This is a genomic window from Lysobacter sp. Soil_C_59 (assembly GCF_057656415.1).
Map to the genome: position 1 here is coordinate 51355 of NZ_JBDGKK010000004.1, position 18711 is coordinate 70065.

Below are 18711 nucleotides of genomic sequence, written 5' to 3' on the forward strand. Positions count from 1 at the left end.
GGCATCTCAGCAGCCCGCCAGGATCTCGGGCAGCTTCGGTTCGATCGCCGTCGGTGTGATGCCCAGGCGACGCAGCCCATCCTCGAAACTCACCGAGTCGAGCTGCAGCGAGCGCCAGTTGTCGCGGCTGATCGGCTTGCCGGGCAGGAACTCGCCGATGTTGGCCTGCAATTGGCCGAGCTTCTGCGGCAGGCCGAGGACGGCGCGGTAGCGGCCGCGTCCACGCGCCGCCAGGCGCACGATGCGGCGCAGCGACATCACATCCGGCCCGACCAGATCGAAGCTGTCGCCGATGCTGCGGCGATCATCGAGCGCACGCGCGAACGCTTCGACCACGTCGCCGACCCATACCGGCTGGAAGCGCGCGTCGGCGCGGCCGATCGGCAGCACCGGGGCGAATCGCAGCAGCCCGTCGAAGCGGCAGAACAGGCCATCGCCCGGGCCGGCGATGACCGAGGGACGGAACACGGTCCAGTCGAGTCCGGAGGCGCGCACGCGTTGTTCGGCGCGGCCGCGCGATTGCAGGTAGTGGCTGTCGCCGTGGCCGGCGTTGAGCGCGCTCATCTGCAACAGGCGGCGCACGCCCATGTCCTTCATCGCCGCGATCAGCGACTCGGTGATGCCGACGAAAACGCGTTCGAAGCCGTCGCCACGATCGCCCTTCTCGTTGAGGATGCCGATCAGGTTGATCACGGCATCGGCGTCGTCGAGGACGGCCGACAGGAAGCCGCGGTCACCGACGTCACCTTCGATCAGGCTGGCGCCCGGCGGTCGCAGCGCGCGCTTGCCGGGATCGACGCCGCGGCTGAGCACGGTGATGCGATCGCCGGCCTGCAACAGGCGCGCGACCAGATGCCGGCCGACAAAACCGGATCCACCCAGGATGACGACGTGACGTTGTGCCATGCCGCGAGTTTAAGGTCGCACGGCCTTCACCGCTGTGATGGGCGCCGTGGTTGGGCCGCCGGCGGGGGCGGGGGCGGTGCGGCCGGCGATGCCGGCTGCGGGCAGACGAACTGCGTACGCTTGCCGTCGACGCGGCCGCGCATGCGATCGCTGACCCGCAACGCGTCGCCATTGAGACGCCAGTCGTAGAGCACGCTGAAGGCGAGCACGCGTGCCACGTATTCGCGCGTTTCCTTGTAGCTGATCGTCTCGATCCAGAAGTCCGGGTCCATGCCCGGCCTCTGCGATTGCCAGCGCGACAGCGGCGACGGCCCGGCGTTGTAGCCGGCGATCACCTGGTAGGGCTGGCCGCCGTACTTGTCCATCAACTCACGCAGGTAGGCGGTGCCGAGGATGATGTTGGTATCCGGGTCGTAGAGGCTCTCCGCGCCGCCCCAGGGTTGGCCGGTGCGGCCGGCTACGCTGGCACCGGTGGCCGGCAGGATCTGCATCAGCCCCATCGCATTGGCGCTGGAACGCGCGCGCGGATAGAACACGCTCTCGGCGCGGATCTCGGCCGCGACCCAGGCCGGATCGATTCGGTTGCTGCTTGCCTCGCGCCGGATCGTGGCCTCGTGGTGCAGCGGGAAGCGAAGGCCGTACAGGCGCAATTCGTCGGGATTGCCCTTGCCCAGTGCGAACACCGCGCGGTCGAACCAGCCATTGCCCTGTGCGACTTCCACGGCGATGCGGCGCTGCTCGTCGTTGAAGCGCGACAGCGCGTCGTCCCATTCGCGCACGGCCCAGCCGACGCGATCGATCTTGAACAGTCCCATCGCCCGCACGATCGCCGGATCGCGTGCGATCGCCGCCTGCGCCGAGGCGCTGTCATTGGGCAGCCACGGGCACAGCACGTAGGGCAGGCCGAGCTTGTCGGCGGCCAGGAAGCCGTGGAAGTCGGGCTTCTTCGCCGCCTCGCGGTACAGGCGGTCGGCCGTGGATTTGCTGCCGGCGCGCTCGTTCAAGCGCGCCTCGAAATACATCCAGCGCGAGTCGGCGCGCTGCTTGGCGCCCATCTTGTTGATCGCGGCCAATGCGGCCGGCCAGTCCGAGCGCGACATCGCCTCGCGCAGGCGCCACTCATGCAGGCGATCGTCGTAGGCGACGTCGGGCACGGCGTTGAGGCGCCGCGCCGAATCGGGTTCGTATGAAGCCACCGACCACAGCGCAATCTGGTACAGCGCACGGCCGCGCTCTTCGTTGCTCAGGCCCAACGCATCGGCATAGCGCGGCAGGATGGCTTCTGCCGATGCCGGCGACGCCTTGCCGAACTTCGCCAGTCCCTGCGAGGCGATGGCGCGACTGCGCGCGGTCTTCGGCCAGGTCAGCGCGCGTTCGTGCGGCGCATCGAGGAAGGCGGCGTAGTCATTGGCCAGCGCCAGCTGGTCTGCAGGCAGGCCGCGTGCGGCGGCGCGCATCACACCGGGCTGCCATTCGGCGGCGGCCAGGTCGATGCGTTCCCAGCGCAGCTCCGGTGTCAGGCCGCCCTGTGTCGACAGTGCCGCCATCGGCGAATCGCATTCGTCCGGCAGGGATTTTCCGGTGCTGCGCCAGATCGCCTGCGCGTCACTGGTCCATTGGGCATCGGCGCGGCCCTGCGCGAGGCGCGCGCTCAGTTCGCCGCAGCGCAGTGCCGCGCTCTTGATCTGTGGGCTCCACGCGGCAAGAAACGACGCCCAGTCCTGGCGGCGGGCGGTCGCGGCGAGCCAGCTCTCGCGGAACGATTCGGCGACGGCCTGGCCGCGGTAACGCGACAGGAACGTCTGCGCCTGGCCGGCGCTGAGGTTGTCGATGTCACGCCGCAAGCTGGCGTACTCGACCCAGCCGTAGAGCGGGTGACGTGCGATGTCGGCGTACTGCCCGGCATCGAAGCGGCCCAGTTCGGCCGCCTCCAGCGCGGCGCGCACGCGCGGCAGTTGCGGATCGACGGTGGCCTTGGGCAATGCGGGCAATTGCACCGGCGGTGCCGCCGCCGTGCTCTGTGCACAGGCAGTTGCGGCAACCGCTGCAATGGACGCAGCGAGTACGATTGTGAACGGGCGGGGGAGCATGCGTGGGACTATAGCCCAGCGTTGTGAAGTGGCTGTCGCCACCGCGTGCGATGCAGTCAGTTGCCGTTGTCGTCCGCAAGAAAATTCTCAGGGAGTCCCATGATCACCGCACTGCTCATCTTCCTCGCGCTGGGCTGCATCGCCGGCATTCTTGCCGGACTTCTCGGCGTGGGCGGTGGCCTGGTGCTCGTGGCGGCGCTCGCATGGCTGCTGCCGGGGATGGGCATTCCGAAGGAGGCAGCGATGCATGCCGCACTGGCCAGCTCGCTTGCCAGCATCGTCCTCACCGCAGCCGCATCGGCGCGCGCACATGCATCGCGCGGCAGCGTGCTGTGGCCGACGGTGGCGTGGATGGTGCCGGGACTGCTGATCGGCGGCTGGCTCGGCAGTGGCGTGGCGGTGCGCGTGGACGACAGCGTGTTGCGCTGGATCGTCGCCGGATACTGCTTCCTCGCCGCCGCGCAGCTCACCTTCGGTCGCAGCCGCGGCACGGGCGATGCCAAGCTGCCGGCGCCGACCGGCGTGGCGATGTCGGCGGCCGGGCTCGGCATCGGCGCCGTATCGGCCGTGGTCGGCATCGGCGGCGGCAGCATGACCGTGCCGTTGCTGGTCTGGCGCGGCATCGCCCCGGTGCGCGCGGTCGGCACCTCTTCGGCCTGCGGCGTCGCCATTGGCCTGGCCAGTGCGGTCGGCTATGCGCTGCACGCACCCGCCGGCGCCCTGCCCGAGCATGCAATCGGCTACGTCTACCTGCCGGCGGCGATCGGCGTGGCGGCCGCCTCGGTGTTGTCGGCGCCGTATGGCATGCGCCTGGCGCACCGTCTGTCCGGCGACACACTCAAGCGGGTATTTGCCGGCTTCCTGGCCCTGGTCGGCACCAGCCTGGTGCTTGGCGGCTGAGACATCCCGGGTTTCCGACGTACGGTCGGCACGCTCATCTCATTGCAGTGAGCGACAGATCCCGGTTTCGCATCGAATTTCCATACCGAAGTCGCTAAGACGGTTTGGAATTCCCGTCCTTATCGCTCAAAAAGTCAGAAATTCCAGCTCACTCGGCCAACTGTGCCGAAAGTGACGCCGACTTTTTGCCGCTTGTGGCGGCTTTACGAATTGTTTACAACTCAGGAACGCCGCCTGTAGGGGGGGAGGCGCGTACAGCTGTTCAGCCTGATTTTTTCTTTTTTGGAGAGAGTCGATGAAAGCACTACGCCGGCAGTCCCTCACCAGAGCCATACAACTTTCACTGCTGCTCAGCCTGCCTGGCATCGCAGCAGCCCAGGACGCACCCGCACCCGCGCAGCCCGGGTCAGCCACGACGCTGGACACGGTTACCGTCACAGGCAGCCGCATCAAGCAGACCAACGTCGTCACCGCGCAGCCGGTGTACGTGCTCGACCGCAGCAAGATCGAGGCCACCGGCCTGCAGAGCGTGGGCGACCTGCTGCAGCAGCTCAGCTCGAGCGGCAAGGCGCTCAACGCCAAGTTCAATTCCTCCGGCAACTTCGGCTATCCGCCTGACGGCGGCGGCATCGGCGCCGGTTCGGCGCAGGTCGACCTGCGCAACCTGGGTTCGCAGCGCACCCTGGTGCTGGTCGACGGCGTGCGGTGGGTCAACGAATCCTCCGCGTCGGGTGTGAGCGGCAGTGCCGACCTCAACACCATCCCGCTGGCGATCGTCGAACGCATCGAAGTGCTGGAAGACGGCGCCTCGGCGATCTACGGTTCCGACGCCATCGCCGGCGTGGTCAACATCATCACCCGCCGCAAGTTCGACGGCGCCGAAGTGCATGCCTACTACGGCGAGTACGAAGACGGCGGCGAGACCACCGAGGCCAGCCTGACCATCGGTGGCAGCGGCGAGCGCTGGTCGGGCATCTTCACTGCCAGCTATTTCGAGCAGCAGGAGATCAGCTCGGGGAGCTGGGAGCAGTCGCGTTTCCCGACGCCGGGCACCGGCGTCACCGGCGGCAGCTCGGGCATCCCGCAGGGTCGCTTCTTCTTCTGCGACCCGACCCGTCCGACCACCGGCGTGGGCGGTTGCGATGCCGATACCGAGAACTGGTACGACATGACCTTGAACAACGGCACGACCACGCCGGTGTTCGATCCCAACAACCCCAATGGCGGCACCTACAACCAGTTCGACCTGTCGGATCGGTTCAACTTCGCGCCGTACAACTTCCTGCTCACACCGAGCAAGCGCAAGTCGATCTTCGCCAGCGCCACCTATGACCTGAGCGATGAAGTCCGCCTGCACGTGAAGGGCCTGTACAACAACCGCACCTCGACCAACCAGGCCGCACCCGAGCCGATCTTCGTCGGCCCCGGCGCCGGCACCGGCGGCATCGCCGACACGATCAGCATCCACCAGGACAACCCGTTCAACCCGTTCGGCTACACGCTCGATGCGAACTCGAACCTCCTGGTGGTGACGCGTCGCCCGGTCGAAGTCGGCCCGCGCATCTTCCACCAGGACGTAGACACGACGTACTTCAACGTCGGCCTCGACGGCACCTTCGGCGTGGGCGACCGCACGCTCGGCTGGGACGTCAACTACGCCCATTCCGAGAACAAGGCCACGCAGGAGTTCCTCAACGGCTACAACGTGGCCAAGATGAAGCTCGCGCTGGGTGATCCGGCCATCTGCGCACTGGTCGCAGGCTGCACGCCGCTCGACCTGTTCGGCGGCCAGGGCCGGCCGATGACGCAGGACCAGATCGACTACATCCGCACGCGCCAGATCGACTCGAGCAAGCAGGTGCTGGATCTGTTCCAGGGCAACATCACCGGCGACATGTTCGACATCGGCGATCGCACGGCGGGCTTTGCCGCGGGCGTGGAGCACCGTCGGTATCGCGGCGACTTCAACCCCGATCCGCTGCGCCAGACCGGCGAATCGCAGGACTCGTTCGCAGCGCCGGTGTCGGCTTCGTACGAAGTGGACGAAATCTATACCGAGTTCAGTTTCCCGGTGCTGGCGACGCTGGATCTCAGTGCGGCGATCCGCTACTCCGACTACTCGACCTTCGGCAACGAAACCACCGGCAAGGTCGGTTTCCGCTGGCAGCCGATCGAGGACATCGTCGTTCGCGGCACGTACTCCACCGGTTTCCGCGCACCGAACCTGGGCGAGCTGTTCGGCCTGACCCAGTTCGGCGCGACGCTGGTCGATCCCTGCGGTTCCACCGGTCGTCCGGGCCCGGCATCGCCTGACCTGGCGGCAGGTTGCGCGGCGCAGGGTGCGCCGCCGAACTTCGTCCAGGCCAACACGCAGATCACCACCTTCACCGGTGGCAATCCGGATCTGCAGCCTGAGACGTCGGACAACTGGACCTTCGGCGTGGTCTATGCGCCGAGCTGGGGTGCCAACCAGTCGTGGTCGGACCGCCTGGACTTCGAAGTGGGCTACTACAACGTCGAGATCGAGGATGCGATCCAGGCCCGCGACCTGCAGGCATTGCTCACGACCTGCCTGCAGGAAGGCGGCGTCAACTCGGTCAACTGCACGCCGTTCTCGCGCGGCGCTGGCGGCAACCTCAACCCGCCCAACAACTTCCTCGACAACCTGGGTTCGATCAAGACCGACGGCGTCGACATCAAGGCCAACTGGGCCGGTCCGGAGTGGAGCTGGGGTCGCCTGAACGCGTCGCTGCAGTCGACCTACGTCAACGACTACGAGGCCGTCGACGTCGACGGCAACCGTTCGCAGCGCGAAGTCGGCATCGAGGTCGACGACAGTGCGATCCCGGAATGGCAGACCAATGTGCAGCTGGGCTGGACGAGGGGTGATTTCAACGCTGGCTGGACGCTGCGTTACATCTCCTCGGTGAAGGAGCCGTGCGACAACGTGCCGGTCGCCAATGCACCGGGCTGCCTGGGCGGAACAGAGTTCAACGAGCTCGGGTCCACCACGTTCAACGACGCGCAGTTCAACTGGTCCAATGCGTTCACCGAGGGACTGAAGCTGACGGTCGGCGTGAACAACATCTTCGGCAAGGAACCGCCGGTGTGCCTGACCTGTTCGCTCAATGGCTACGACGCGGGTACGTATGACCTGCCGGGTGCGTTCTGGTACGTGAGCGCGGACTATCGCTTCTGATGGTGCGCTGGTGATCGCGCGCTCATGAAGGCGTGATCGCGAACCAGAGTGGAACGAGGACGGCCGATGCATTGCATCGGCCGTTCTCTTTCCCGGAGGCGTCGCGATCGGGACAGGGCGCCAAGTTTCTTCTCCAGCGACCCCAGGGTGCGCTCCGGCTCAGTCTGGGCTGCTGTCATCGCCCACGCATCCCACAATTGCTTCTTCCAACTCATGGTTCCCGTGCTGCTGCTCGCCGTGCCGGGTTCGCATTCGGACGCATGCGTCGACCGTTGCGGACCCGCCTGAAGAGCACGAGGTTGCGTCTTGCCCATTCCCGCGGTGACTGCGGGCCATACATGGGTATGGATCCATACCTAGGTGTTATCGCCGTCGGCGCCGTGCGCTGATTACATGGCGACGACCGCCCCGATCGCGTCGCGACACGTCGGTCCATCGCCCGAGCATTTCGATACGAAGGGCGGCCTGTCCGGACACACGCCGGATAAACCGCCCAGCCAGGCTGTACGCACACGGCGCTGCCTGGCGCCGGAGAGCCGCGGATCCTCGCGCAGTGCGGCGGACTGGCGCCATTCAACGACACGGAGACCACCATGGACCATCGCGAAACCCAGTCGTTCGATCCGCTGCGCCGAAAGATGCTGGCTACCGCCGCCCTTGGCGTGGCGGTGGCCCCGCTCGCCATGGTGCGCAGCGCGCACGCCGCCGCGGCACCGTCCACCGCCGTCCCGCTGGCCCGTCGCGCGCAGGCGATTTCGTTCGCGACGTTGAAGCGGATCCGCGCAGGGCTGCTGGACGTCGAGTACGCCGAGGCCGGACCTGCCGACGGGCCGCCGGTGATCCTGCTGCACGGCTGGCCCTACGACATCCACAGCTACGTCGAAGTGGCGCCTCTGCTGGCGAAGCACGGATACCGCGTGATCGTGCCGTTCCTGCGGGGCTACGGCGGCACGCAATTCGTATCGGCTGACACGCTGCGCAACGGGCAGCCCTCGGCGCTGGCCGAGGATGTCGTGCAGTTCATGGATGCTTTGCACATCCGCACGGCGGTGCTTGGCGGTTTCGACTGGGGTGCGCGCTCGGCCGACATCGTCGCCGCGCTCTGGCCGGAGCGCGTCAAGGCGCTGGTGTCCGTCAGCGGCTATCTGATCGGCAGCCAGGCCGCGGGGCAGGTCCCGCTGCCACCGGAGGCGGAGCTGCAATGGTGGTACCAGTTCTACTTCGCCACCGAGCGCGGCCGCGCCGGCTACGACACGAACCGTCACGATTTCACGAAGCTCATCTGGAAGCTCGCCTCGCCGAAATGGGACTTCGACGACGCGACTTTCGATCGCAGCGCGGTGTCGTTCGCCAACTCGGATCATGTCGATATCGTCGTCCACAACTACCGCTGGCGCCTGGGCCTGGCGCAGGGCGAGGCGAAGTACGACGCCCTGGAGAGCCGCCTCGCGCAGTCCCCATCCATCGGCGTGCCCACCATCACGATGGAAGGCGACGCGAACGGCGCGCCGCACCCCCAGCCCGACGCGTACGCCAAGCGCTTCACGGGCAAGTACGAACACCGCCTGGTCACCGGCGGCATCGGCCACAACCTTCCGCAGGAAGATCCGCACGCGTTTGCGCAAGCGATCATCGATGCGGACCGCCTCTGAGCGACGGGGGAAATCGACATGAAAACCCGATGGGTAGTGCTTCCTGTCGCGCTGATCGTGCTGGGCCTGATCGCACTTACGGCCGCCGATGATGCGAAAGCCGGCAAGCCGGCATCGCCGATCTACGGCGTCACCGTGCCCGATGGCTACCGTTCCTGGGAGCTCATCGCGCCTGCACGCGAAGCCGCGCCGTTCGACGAACTGCGTGTGGTACTGGGCAACGACATTGCGGTGCGCGCGTACCGCAAGGGCACGTTGCCATTCCCCGACGGCAGCGTGCTGGTGAAGCTGGCCTGGAAGGAGGTGCAGTCGCCGGAGTTCGCGTCGGCGACGATTCCGGGCGCGGCCACGACCGTGCAGGTCATGGTGAAGGATTCGAAGAAGTATGCATCGAGCGGTGGCTGGGGCTTCGGCCGCTACATCGACGGCGTGCCCGCCGACGAAGCCCAGCACCGCAGCTGCTTCGCCTGCCACGAAGCACGCGTGAAGGATCGCGACTACGTGTTCACGCGCCGGGCGCCGTGAATCCTGCATCGCCTGATGGAGCGCAATGACATGACGCAACGATGGCTGATCACCGGCAGTTCCCGCGGCCTGGGCCGCGCACTCACGCTGGCCGCACTGCAAGCGGGGCATCGCGTGGTGGCGACGGCGCGCGACCCCTCGCAGTTGCGGGACCTGGTCGAACGGCATGGCGACGCCGCGCGCGCGGTGGCGCTGGACGTCACCGATCCTGCAGCGGCGGAGGCCGCGGTGCAGGCGGCTTTCGAAGCCTTCGGTGGTCTCGACGTGCTGGTGAACAACGCCGGCTTCGGCAACGTCAACTCCGTCGAGGACACCTCGCTCGACGATTTCCGCCGCCAGATCGAAACGAACCTGTTCGGCACCATCATCATGACGAAGGCGGCAGTTCCGCTCATGCGGGAACAAGGCAGCGGCCACATCATCCAGTTCTCCTCCGTCGGCGGCCGCCTGGGCGCGCCAGGGCGGGCGCCGTATTCGGCGGCGAAGTGGGGCGTGGAGGGGTTCTCCGAGGTGCTCGCGCAGGAAATGGCCCTGATCGGCGTGCGCGTCACCATCATCGAGCCCGGAGGGTTCCGCACCGACTTCGCGGGCGCATCGACATCGCTCGTCGAAGGCCGCCCGGAGTATGACGCCGTAGTCGGCAACGCCGTGCGCATGCAGCGCGAGTACGACGGTTGGCAGCCGGGCGACCCGGCGCGCGCGGCCCGCGCGATCCTCGCCATCGCCGCGATGCCCGAGCCTCCGCTGCGGCTTGCGCTCGGCAGCGATGCCGTGGCCGCGATCGAACGCGTCGAGCGTGCGCGCCTGGACGAACTCGCGCGATGGCGCGAGCTGAGCGTTTCCACCGACTTTCCCGCTGAACCTTCACCCCCCGAAAGGAGATCGACATGAAGAACCTGCTGGCCGCGATGGCCATGTGCGCGGCCTCGCTCACCGCGACGGCCGTGTCCGCACAAACGCCCAGGCCCACGGTCGTCCTGGTGCACGGCGCCTTTGCCGACGCATCCAGCTGGAACGGCGTCATCCGTATCCTCGAGAAGGACGGCTATCCGGTCGTCGCCGTCGCCAATCCGCTGCGCGGTGTCGCCAGCGATGGCGCGTACGTGGGTGATGTCGTGAACAGCCTCGGCAAGCCGGTGGTGCTGGTCGGCCATTCGTACGGTGGCAGCGTGATCACCGAGGCCGCGCGCGAAAAATCCAACGTGAAGGCGCTGGTATACGTCAGCGCATTTGCGCCGGACGCCGGCGAAACGGCGGCTGGCCTGTCCGGCAAGTTTCCCGGCAGCACGCTCGGGCCGGCCATCGCGCCGCCGGTGAAGCTGTCCTCGGGCGGCAACGACCTGTACATCCTGCAGGACAAGTTCCACCAGCAGTTCGCAGCGGACGTGCCGGCGGCGGACGCCGCGCTGATGGCCGCCACGCAGCGTCCCATCACCGAAGCCGCGCTCAACGAGAAGTCGGGGGCGCCGACGTGGACGGGCATCCCGTCGTGGTTCGTCTATGGCGACAAGGACCTCAACATCCCGCCGAAGGCGTTGGCTTTCATGGCCGAACGTGCGAAGTCGCGCAAGACTGAAGTCGTTGCCGGCGCCTCGCACGTGGTGATGGTGTCGCACCCGGACGTCGTTGCCCGGTTGATCGAGCGCGCTGCGGAAGCGAAGTAACCCCCCTCACGCTTCGCTCCCCGCGTTGCCCCGGGCCTCGTGCCCGGGGCTTTTTTTTGTTCCCGGAACAAGGAACGGCAGCCGGTCATGGCTGCCGCTACCGTGTTCCCGGTGGTGCTGCGATCGATCAACCGCGGATGAAGGCCAGCAGATCGGCGTTGATGACGTCCGCGTGCGTGGTGCACATCCCGTGCGGATAGCCAGGGTAGACCTTCAGCGTCCCGTGCCGCAGCAGCTTCACCGACAACAGCGCCGAATCGGCGATCGGCACAACCTGGTCGTCGTCGCCATGGAGCACCAGCGTCGGCACGTCGATAGCCTGCAGGTCATGGGTGAAGTCGGTTTCGGAGAAGGCCTTGATGCCCTCGTAGTGAGCCTTCGCGCCGCCGATCATGCCCTGGCGCCACCAGTTGTCGATCACGCCCTCGTCCACTTTGGCACCTGCGCGGTTGAAGCCGTAGAACGGACCGGACGGGAAATCACGGAAGAACTGCGCGCGATTGGCGGCGAGCGCGGTGCGGATGCCGTCGAACACTTCGATCGGCAGTCCGCCGGGGTTGGCGTCGGTCTTCAACATGATCGGCGGCACCGCGCCGATCAGCACTGCCTTCGCGACGCGTCCAGCGCCGTGGCGTGCGACGTAGCGGGCGACTTCGCCGCCGCCGGTGGAATGGCCGATGTGCACGGCGTTGCGCAGGTCCAGATGCTGCACGACGGCGGCTGCATCGGCGGCGTAGCGATCCATGTCGTGGCCGTCGCTGACCTGGCTCGAACGCCCGTGGCCGCGGCGATCGTGCGCGACGACGCGATAACCCTTCGCGAGGAAGAACAGCATCTGGGTGTCCCAGTCGTCGCTCGACAGCGGCCAGCCGTGGTGGAAGACGATGGGTTGTGCGGTCTTCGGGCCCCAGTCCTTGTAGAAGATGCTGGCGCCGTCGGCGGTTGTGATGAAGCTCATTGCAGGTTTCTCCGTGGGGTTGGACACACGGAACAAACTACGTCGCGCCCTGCGGCGCAGGAATCAGATCAATGTATAGGGATCGTCTGCAGGGTCGCCGCCATCCAGTGCAGCGGCAATGCAACGCGCGACGGTCGGACCGTCCATCGGCTTGACCAGGTAGGCCAGAGCGCCTGCGGCGAGGACGCGTTCACGCGCCGCGTCGGACGGAAATGCGGTCATCACGATCACCGGGAATCTTCTTTCGTTCACGATCAATGCGTCCAGCAGCTGCGCGCCGGTCATGCCCGGCATCTGCATGTCGGTGATGAGGCAATCGGGATCGCCTGCGTCGACATCGGCGAGGAACTGTGTCGCCGACGAATAGGTACGCACGTCGTGGCCGAGCGATCGCACCAGGCTGGAAAGCGACGTCCTGACGCCTTCGTCGTCATCGAGGATCGCGATCATGGGTGCGCGCTTCATCAGGGTCCTTCAGGCCGCGCTGGGTACGAAAGTGCATTGGAACGCGGCACGTACACGTTAACCGCGCCCGCGGCACCACGAAATCATACGCAGGTATGGCATGCGCTCACTTCGCCGCCGCAAGCCCCAGGGCTTCGGCCTGGCGAACCAGGTCGGCGAGCGTGCGCACACCCATCTTCCGCATGAGGTTGCCGCGGTGGATCTTCACGGTGATCTCGCTCAGCCCGATCAGGCCGGCTACCTGCTTGTTCATCAGGCCGGCGGTGACGTGCGCCATCACCTCGCGCTCGCGCGGCGTCAGCCTCGCATAGTGCGCGCGCACGTCGTCCAGTGCCGCGTTGTCGGCGCGGCGTTGCGCGTCGCGTTCGATCGCACCGGCCACGGCATCGAGCATGTCCTGGTCGCGGAACGGCTTGGGCAGAAAGTCGACCGCGCCTGCCTTCATGGCGCGCACCGACATTGGAATGTCGCCGTGGCCGGTCATGAACACGATGGGCAGCGCGATGCCGTTGCGCGCGAGCTGTTCCTGCAGGTCCAGGCCGCTGATGCCGGGCAGCCGCACGTCGAGGATCAGGCAGCCCGGCGAATCGGGCACCGTGGCCTGCAGCAGTTCAGCGGGCGAGGCGAACAGCAGCGTCTGCAGGCCAATCGAACGGAACAGGCTGTCCAATGCTTCGCGGACCGGCGCCTCGTCGTCGACGATCACGACGAGTGGGACGGGGGCCGCGACGCCACCGGAAATCGTGGGCGTGTTCATGCGGGAAGGTCCGTGGACGCGGTGGAAAGCAAAAGGCGGAACGTCGCGCCGTGGCCGGGCTCGCTTTCGACGGTGAGTCGGCCGCCGTGCGCTTCGGCGATGGTCTGGCAGATCGCCAGGCCCATGCCCATGCCCTGGGGACGCGTGGTGAAGAAGGGGTCGAACAGGCGCTCCAGGTGTTCGGTCGCGATGCCGGGTCCGGTATCGGCCACCGATATCCCGATGCGCGCTTCGCCCGTGCCGCCGACGGAGACGACGAGACGACGATGGCCCGCCTGCCCGGACATCGCCTGGCTTGCGTTCATCATCAGGTTGACCAGCACTTGCTGCAGCTGGATGCGATCGCCTCGGACGACGGGCAGCTGGGGTTCCAGTTCGAGCTGCAGCTCGACGTTGCCCCGTACCAGTTCGTGCTGGACCAGGCGCGCGGCGTCCTCGACGGTGGCGGCGATATCGAGTGCTTCGTGCCGGGCCGGCGCCTTGCCGAGGAACGCGCGGATCCGCGCCACGATCTCGCCGGCGCGACGGCCTTCCGAAACTATGCGCATGATCGCCGTATCGACTTCGTGCAGGTCGGGCGGGTCGCGACGAAGCCATCGCATGCCGGCCTCGCCATAGGTGACCACGCTCATCAACGGCTGGTTGACTTCGTGCGCGATGGAGGCCGTCAGTTCGCCAAGCGTCGAAACACGCGACGCGTGCGCAAGCTCGGTCTGCGCCAGCAGCAGGGCATCCTGGGCGCGCTGGCGCTCGGTGTTGTCGACCACGAACACCAGCACGCTCGCATCGCCGTCTTCCGCCGACGGGAAGGTGATGGTGAACAGCACCGGCGCACGCGCGCCGTCGCGCCGAACGATCTCCGTTTCGCCTTCATGGAACGCATCGCCGCGCGCGAATGCGAGCAATGCGGCAGCGAAGGTCCGGTCGGCATCGCCGATGACGTCCTGCACCGATGCCGGTGCCGACATCGGATCGCCAGCGCCGAACATCGCGGCAAATGCCGGGTTTACTTCGTCGATGCGTGCGATGCGGCGCATCTGTCCGACCAACTCCGGGTGTTCGAGCAGGTGCGCCGCCAGTGCATCGGCATCGTGTAGTCCACGCGCGTCAAGTTCCGTGCGCACCGCGCTCCAGTCCTGCTGGAGTACGCCGATGCGGCTTTCGTCGAACATGCGGCGGAAGCGACGTTCGCTGCGCACGAGGGCCGCGTACGCCGCCTTCCGTTCGGTGATGTCGGTGTGCGTCTCCAGCACGCCGGTCGCGCGTCCCTTGTCGTCGCGCTGCAACACCCACCGGCTGTCCAGCACGAGCGTGTGGCCGTGGCGGGTGACCTGCTCCAGCACGCCTTCCCATCGTCCGGTGGCCAGCAACGACTGTTCGATGTCCTCGCGGCGGTCGGGGTAACGCGTGCCCAGCAGGTCGTCCGCGTTCCGGCCCAGCGCCTGAGCCTGCGACCAGCCGTACACGCTCTCGGCGGTGGCATTCCAGAACGTGATGCCGCCCCCGATGTCGCGCACGAAGATCATGTCGTGCGACACATCCAGCAGCGTGGCCTGCGCCGACAGGGTGCGTACCGCGCTCTGGTTCTTCAGCGCCAGCAACGCGGCGATGCCGATGGCCGACAGGCTGACGAACGCGCGCACGGTCTGCGAGCCGACGTGTTCGAGTCCATGCGAGTCTGCATAGGCAAAGACGGTCAGCAGCGCCGCGCCGGAAGCGGCCATGAGGATGTCGCCACGCCGCTGCGTGCCGGCCACCAGCAGCACCGCGACCACGTACAGCACCGCGACCGCACCCTCGAGCGTGGTGAAGGTGTCGAGCAGGAAGATGCCCAGCATCAGCAACACGGCCGACGTGCGAAGCAGCCGGGGGCTTGCGCGTCCACGCGCCGCTACGCCCACGGCGTGGCGCGGGAGCGACGGATGCGGACGCACATTCGGATGCGGGCGGGGCGGGGCGGACACGGGCGGCTCCGTTTGGGCGGTCGCGCGAGACATTATCACCGCACGCACCCCCGCCGGACCGGATGGGCACGGATCGAAACCAAAGTATGAGTCGGCGAAACGAAGTATCTGCACCCGTCCGGACCTCGCCTTCCTCCAAAGTCCGCTTCTGGCCGATAGCGGACATCGAAGGTAGCGAAGCGGTAAGCGTGATGCTGATGTCCGCTTCCGTCCCAAAGCGGGAATCGCGCGCGTGCCTACGCGGTCCGGCTCAAGCGGAGCGCGTGACGGGGCTTGGCTCGCTAGATCGAGTAGCCGCCGTCCATGGTCAGGCTCGCGCCGGTCATGTATCCCGCTTCCGCGCTGGCGAGAAAGGCGGCCAGCGCGGCGACTTCGTCCGGTCGGCCAACCCGCTTCAAGGGGTTGCGCTGGATCAGAGGTTCGAGGAAGTCGGCGGTGATGTCGGTCTCGATCGGGCCGGGCTGGATGTTGTTGATCGTGATCCGACGTGGCGCCAGGTCCAGGGCCAGTTCACGCACCAGCGTGGCCACTGCGGCCTTGCTCATCGCGTAGACGCTGCTGCCCACGACACCTCCGCGCACGGCGGTGTTGCTGCCGATGGTAATGATCCTCCCATCCTCGGCCATGCTCGCGGCCGCCGCCTGGATCGCCAGGAACACGCCGCGTATGTTGATCGCCAGCATCTGGTCGAGGATGTCGAGCGAGAACTCCTGCAGCGGGCCTCCCTTGTAGATGCCGGCGTTGACCACGGCTACGTGGAGGGGCCCGAACTGCGCGACCGCGCCGCGAACTGCGGACGTGATGGCATCCGCGTCTGCGCTGTCGGCTTGCAGCGCCATGGCCACGCCGCCATCGGCCTGTATGGCGGCCACCACCTCCGCCGCTTTGTCGGCCCGGGAGGCGTAGGTGAGGGCTACCGCGTAACCGTCACGCGCGAGACGGCGGGCAATGGCGGCGCCGATGCCGCGCGAACCTCCGAAGACCAATGCGGCCTTCGGAGTCTGGGTGGGCACGTTCGTCATGTTCGAGTCCTTCGGATGGTGCCGACGGACAATCCGCCGGCTTTCAACCATTACGCCTCGGCGTTGTATCCGGCGGGTGTCTCGTCCACGCCGCTTTGTAAGCCAGTGCATCACCGGTCGCTCCGATGCGTTTGGATACGACGGCCGAGGGGCCTTCGGCCGAGCACCGACGACGCGCCCGGCAGATCCTATGCACTGGACCAGGGCATTGGCTCCGCGGCGCGCCGGCTCATGTTCGTTACGACGCCTGGCGCAGCGGGCGGAAGGCCGCACGCAGTTCCGCGCTGAACAGGTGGGGTTGCTCCCACGCGGCGAAATGGCCTCCCTTGCCCGGTTCGTTGAAGTAGTACAGCGTGGGGTACGCACGCTCGGTCCAGGTCCGGGGTGCGCGGTAGATCTCGCCGGGGAAGACGGAAACCGCGACCGGCACTTTGACCTGCGAGGTCTTCTGCGCGGCCGCGCTGAAGTTGTTGTTGTTGTTCTCCCAGTAGAACCGGCCCGACGACGTTGCGGTGCCCGTGAGCCAATACAGGCTTATGTCGTCCAGGATCGCGTCGCGTCCAAGCACGCGCTCGGGCATCCCGTCGCTATCGGTCCACTGCACGATCTTGTCGTACATCCACGCGGCCAGGCCGGCCGGAGAGTCGTTCAAGGCATAGCCGATGGTTTGCGGCCGCGTCACCATCATCGCGCCGTACGCCGCGTTGCGACTGAAGAATCGACTCAGCGTGTCGAACGCGTTGCGCTCGCTGTCCGAGAGCCCGGCCGGAGCGGATGCGCCGCTGTTGATGGCCGTCATCAACTCGCCCGGCACCGTCGCCGGCATGGTCAGGTGGATGCCGCGCAATGCGGCGGGCGCCTGGCGTCCAAGCGCATCGGAGATGACCGAGCCGTGGTCGCCGCCTTGCGAAACATAATGGTCGTAGCCGAGCCTTTTCATCAGCACGTCCCACGCGGCGGCAACGCGTTCCGGGCCCCAGCCAAGTTCGGTGGGGATGCCCGAGAATCCGTAACCGGGAATGGACGGGATGACGACATCGAAGGCGTCCTGCGCGCGACCGCCGAAGGAGGTCGGATCGGTCAAGGGACCGACGGTGTCGAGGAACTCCAGGATCGAACCGGGCCAGCCGTGCGTGAGGATCATGGGCAAGGCATTTCGGTGCGGCGACCGGACGTGGATGAAGTGGATGTCCACGCCATCGATGAGGGTGAGGAACTGCGGCAGTCGGTTGAGTCTGGCTTCGAGCCTGCGCCAGTCGTATCCGTTGCCCCAATAGGCAACCAGCGATCGCAGTGCCGCCAGGTTCAAGCCTTGTGAATCATCTGCGACGAGCTCCCTGTCCGGCCATCGCGTGGCCCGCACCCGATGGCGCAGCTCGGACAGCTCGCGCTCGCCTACATGCACCTTGAAGGGTCGGATCCGATCGTTGCCGACGGGGGACGCTGCGGGAGTGGAAAAGGCCTTGCGTGACGGAAGCAAACCAAGCAGGCCGGCACTTGCGGCCGCCAGCGTGGCGGCGCTCATCATGCGGCGACGTGGATGGTCGATGGTTTCGCTGGTTTCGACAGTGGGCATGGCAAGTTCCTCGGCACGGTGGTAGGAGGAGACGTCGATGGGCGGCTGCGCTGTCGGGCCTGCTGGCGACAAGGCATCTGCAGGCCTAAGCGTTGTCGCGAACGTGACGCGATGTGAGCGGATCTGGCCTCAATTCAAGCGCACCGCAAGCGCGCCAGACAGCTATACCTAGGGATGTTCGCTCTAACCCGAACGTAGGGCTGCTGGTCGATGAGGAGCGCGGTCTGGGGGCGACGGCGCAGGTCGGTCAACCTTCCGGGTGTTGGGTTCGTTCGGCGTAGATGCCCAAGGAACTGGTTGACCTCCGAGGACGCTCCTGGCCGATAACGGTCATCGAGCCGAGCAGCCGCCCGGGCGGCCATTTCACGACGAGTCGCTCAACGGCTCCACGCTTCGAATGAATCGTTCGCCGCAGACACGTGCGATCTGCTCACCGGCGTGTTGCGCGATAGGAGGCTACTTCGGCGTCACGCCGATGCTTAGGCTGCGGCGCTGAAATTGATCTGCGCCTTGCCATGGAACAAGGAAGGGCCACTCCCTCGCGCCTGCATGGCAAGGACCTGCGACCGGACGACGGCGCATATCCACTTTGCGATCCAGCCCCTTCAATAAGAGAGCAGTCAGATGAGTGCGTACCTGTCCCTGTTCGGCCGTATCGGTCTTTCCCTGATCTTCCTGGTGTCGGGATGGGGCAAGCTCGGTGGTTACGCCGCAACGCAGCAGTACATGGAGTCCATGGGCGTTCCAGGGACGCTGCTTCCGCTGGTCATCTCCCTCGAAATCCTCGGCGGTCTGGCGATCCTCGCCGGATCGCTTACACGCTGGGCTGCCATCTCGTTGGCGCTGCTCTCGCTGGCGTCGGCCGTGATCTTCCATGCCGACTTCGCCGATCCGATGCAGGCCAACAACTTCTGGAAGAACCTATCCATCGCAGGTGGATTCTGTGTTCTCGCCGCGAATGGCGCTGGCGCCTTGAGCGTCGATGCCGTTATTGGGCGTCGCATGCGTTGAGTCTACCTGCCGCGGACTGCCT

Annotated in this window: 15 protein-coding genes; 7 read left to right on the top strand and 8 right to left on the bottom strand. The window is 66.7% G+C overall.

What is annotated here, in order from left to right; translation table 11 throughout:
* Positions 1-6: 6 nt before the first annotated feature.
* Together AC3A3Q_RS09495 and AC3A3Q_RS09500 are read right to left on the bottom strand one after the other, a co-directional pair.
* Positions 7-906 (bottom strand): complex I NDUFA9 subunit family protein, encoded by a 900-nt coding sequence (locus AC3A3Q_RS09495; RefSeq protein ID WP_487586019.1) that lies wholly within the window; start codon positions 904-906, stop codon positions 7-9.
* A 26-nt stretch (positions 907-932) separates the two neighbouring features.
* Positions 933-2975, bottom strand: coding sequence for a lytic transglycosylase domain-containing protein (locus AC3A3Q_RS09500; RefSeq protein ID WP_487586334.1), 2043 nt, complete (start codon positions 2973-2975; stop codon positions 933-935).
* Between the two features lie 120 nt (positions 2976-3095).
* Here AC3A3Q_RS09500 and AC3A3Q_RS09505 point away from each other — a divergent pair, with 120 nt between their 5' ends.
* The 6 genes from AC3A3Q_RS09505 (at position 3096) to AC3A3Q_RS09530 (ending at position 10936) form a co-directional block, all read left to right on the top strand.
* The gene (locus tag AC3A3Q_RS09505; RefSeq protein ID WP_487586020.1) at positions 3096-3896 is read left to right on the top strand and encodes a sulfite exporter TauE/SafE family protein; all 801 of its coding nucleotides are present in this window, start codon (positions 3096-3098) and stop codon (positions 3894-3896) included.
* Positions 3897-4191: 295 nt separating this feature from the next.
* The gene (locus tag AC3A3Q_RS09510; RefSeq protein WP_487586021.1) at positions 4192-7095 is read left to right on the top strand and encodes a TonB-dependent receptor; all 2904 of its coding nucleotides are present in this window, start codon (positions 4192-4194) and stop codon (positions 7093-7095) included.
* Between the two features lie 593 nt (positions 7096-7688).
* A complete protein-coding gene (locus tag AC3A3Q_RS09515; protein WP_487586022.1) occupies positions 7689-8747 on the top strand; it encodes an alpha/beta hydrolase in 1059 nt (352 codons plus the stop codon).
* A gap of 18 nt (positions 8748-8765) precedes the next feature.
* Complete coding sequence (locus tag AC3A3Q_RS09520; protein ID WP_487586023.1) at positions 8766-9272, top strand: cytochrome P460 family protein; 507 nt, start codon at positions 8766-8768, stop codon at positions 9270-9272.
* A 30-nt stretch (positions 9273-9302) separates the two neighbouring features.
* Complete coding sequence (locus AC3A3Q_RS09525; RefSeq protein ID WP_487586024.1) at positions 9303-10163, top strand: oxidoreductase; 861 nt, start codon at positions 9303-9305, stop codon at positions 10161-10163.
* On the top strand, positions 10160-10936 hold the full coding sequence (locus tag AC3A3Q_RS09530; protein ID WP_487586025.1) for an alpha/beta fold hydrolase: 777 nt from the start codon (positions 10160-10162) through the stop codon (positions 10934-10936). Before AC3A3Q_RS09525 ends, AC3A3Q_RS09530 begins: the two co-directional genes overlap by 4 nt.
* Positions 10937-11063: 127 nt before the next feature.
* On the opposite strand, the gene AC3A3Q_RS09535 is transcribed toward AC3A3Q_RS09530, so the two are convergent.
* From AC3A3Q_RS09535 to AC3A3Q_RS09560, 6 genes are all read right to left on the bottom strand, one after another.
* Positions 11064-11894 (bottom strand): alpha/beta fold hydrolase, encoded by an 831-nt coding sequence (locus AC3A3Q_RS09535; protein ID WP_487586026.1) that lies wholly within the window; start codon positions 11892-11894, stop codon positions 11064-11066.
* 63 nt (positions 11895-11957) lie between these two features.
* The gene (locus AC3A3Q_RS09540; protein ID WP_487586027.1) at positions 11958-12359 is read right to left on the bottom strand and encodes a response regulator transcription factor; all 402 of its coding nucleotides are present in this window, start codon (positions 12357-12359) and stop codon (positions 11958-11960) included.
* Between the two features lie 106 nt (positions 12360-12465).
* Positions 12466-13116, bottom strand: a complete 651-nt coding sequence (locus tag AC3A3Q_RS09545; protein ID WP_487586028.1) for a response regulator transcription factor — start codon at positions 13114-13116, stop codon at positions 12466-12468.
* Positions 13113-15080 carry a PAS domain-containing sensor histidine kinase gene (locus AC3A3Q_RS09550; RefSeq protein ID WP_487586029.1) on the bottom strand — a complete coding sequence of 656 codons (1968 nt, stop codon included), beginning with the start codon at positions 15078-15080 and terminating at the stop codon, positions 13113-13115. The genes AC3A3Q_RS09545 and AC3A3Q_RS09550 overlap by 4 nt, the downstream gene beginning before the upstream one ends.
* A 281-nt stretch (positions 15081-15361) precedes the next feature.
* Positions 15362-16102 carry an SDR family NAD(P)-dependent oxidoreductase gene (locus AC3A3Q_RS09555; protein ID WP_487586030.1) on the bottom strand — a complete coding sequence of 247 codons (741 nt, stop codon included), beginning with the start codon at positions 16100-16102 and terminating at the stop codon, positions 15362-15364.
* Positions 16103-16340: 238 nt separating this feature from the next.
* Positions 16341-17678 (bottom strand): epoxide hydrolase family protein, encoded by a 1338-nt coding sequence (locus AC3A3Q_RS09560; RefSeq protein ID WP_487586031.1) that lies wholly within the window; start codon positions 17676-17678, stop codon positions 16341-16343.
* 624 nt (positions 17679-18302) lie between these two features.
* On the opposite strand from AC3A3Q_RS09560, the gene AC3A3Q_RS09565 reads away from it, so the two are divergent.
* Positions 18303-18689, top strand: a complete 387-nt coding sequence (locus tag AC3A3Q_RS09565) for a DoxX family protein (protein WP_487586032.1) — start codon at positions 18303-18305, stop codon at positions 18687-18689.
* Positions 18690-18711 lie beyond the last annotated feature (22 nt).

Excerpts from the sequence above, each read along its gene's own strand:
- AC3A3Q_RS09540 (WP_487586027.1), bottom strand. The coding sequence starts at position 12,359 with ATGAAGCGCGCACCCATGATCGCGATCCTCGATGACGACGAAGGCGTC.
- AC3A3Q_RS09525 (WP_487586024.1), top strand. The coding sequence starts at position 9,303 with ATGACGCAACGATGGCTGATCACCGGCAGTTCCCGCGGCCTGGGCCGC.
- AC3A3Q_RS09530 (WP_487586025.1), top strand. The coding sequence starts at position 10,160 with ATGAAGAACCTGCTGGCCGCGATGGCCATGTGCGCGGCCTCGCTCACC.
- AC3A3Q_RS09505 (WP_487586020.1), top strand. The coding sequence starts at position 3,096 with ATGATCACCGCACTGCTCATCTTCCTCGCGCTGGGCTGCATCGCCGGC.
- AC3A3Q_RS09535 (WP_487586026.1), bottom strand. The coding sequence starts at position 11,894 with ATGAGCTTCATCACAACCGCCGACGGCGCCAGCATCTTCTACAAGGAC.
- AC3A3Q_RS09495 (WP_487586019.1), bottom strand. The coding sequence starts at position 906 with ATGGCACAACGTCACGTCGTCATCCTGGGTGGATCCGGTTTTGTCGGC.
- AC3A3Q_RS09565 (WP_487586032.1), top strand. The coding sequence starts at position 18,303 with ATGAGTGCGTACCTGTCCCTGTTCGGCCGTATCGGTCTTTCCCTGATC.
- AC3A3Q_RS09545 (WP_487586028.1), bottom strand. The coding sequence starts at position 13,116 with ATGAACACGCCCACGATTTCCGGTGGCGTCGCGGCCCCCGTCCCACTC.
- AC3A3Q_RS09515 (WP_487586022.1), top strand. The coding sequence starts at position 7,689 with ATGGACCATCGCGAAACCCAGTCGTTCGATCCGCTGCGCCGAAAGATG.
- AC3A3Q_RS09555 (WP_487586030.1), bottom strand. The coding sequence starts at position 16,102 with ATGACGAACGTGCCCACCCAGACTCCGAAGGCCGCATTGGTCTTCGGA.
- AC3A3Q_RS09560 (WP_487586031.1), bottom strand. The coding sequence starts at position 17,678 with ATGCCCACTGTCGAAACCAGCGAAACCATCGACCATCCACGTCGCCGC.
- AC3A3Q_RS09510 (WP_487586021.1), top strand. The coding sequence starts at position 4,192 with ATGAAAGCACTACGCCGGCAGTCCCTCACCAGAGCCATACAACTTTCA.
- AC3A3Q_RS09520 (WP_487586023.1), top strand. The coding sequence starts at position 8,766 with ATGAAAACCCGATGGGTAGTGCTTCCTGTCGCGCTGATCGTGCTGGGC.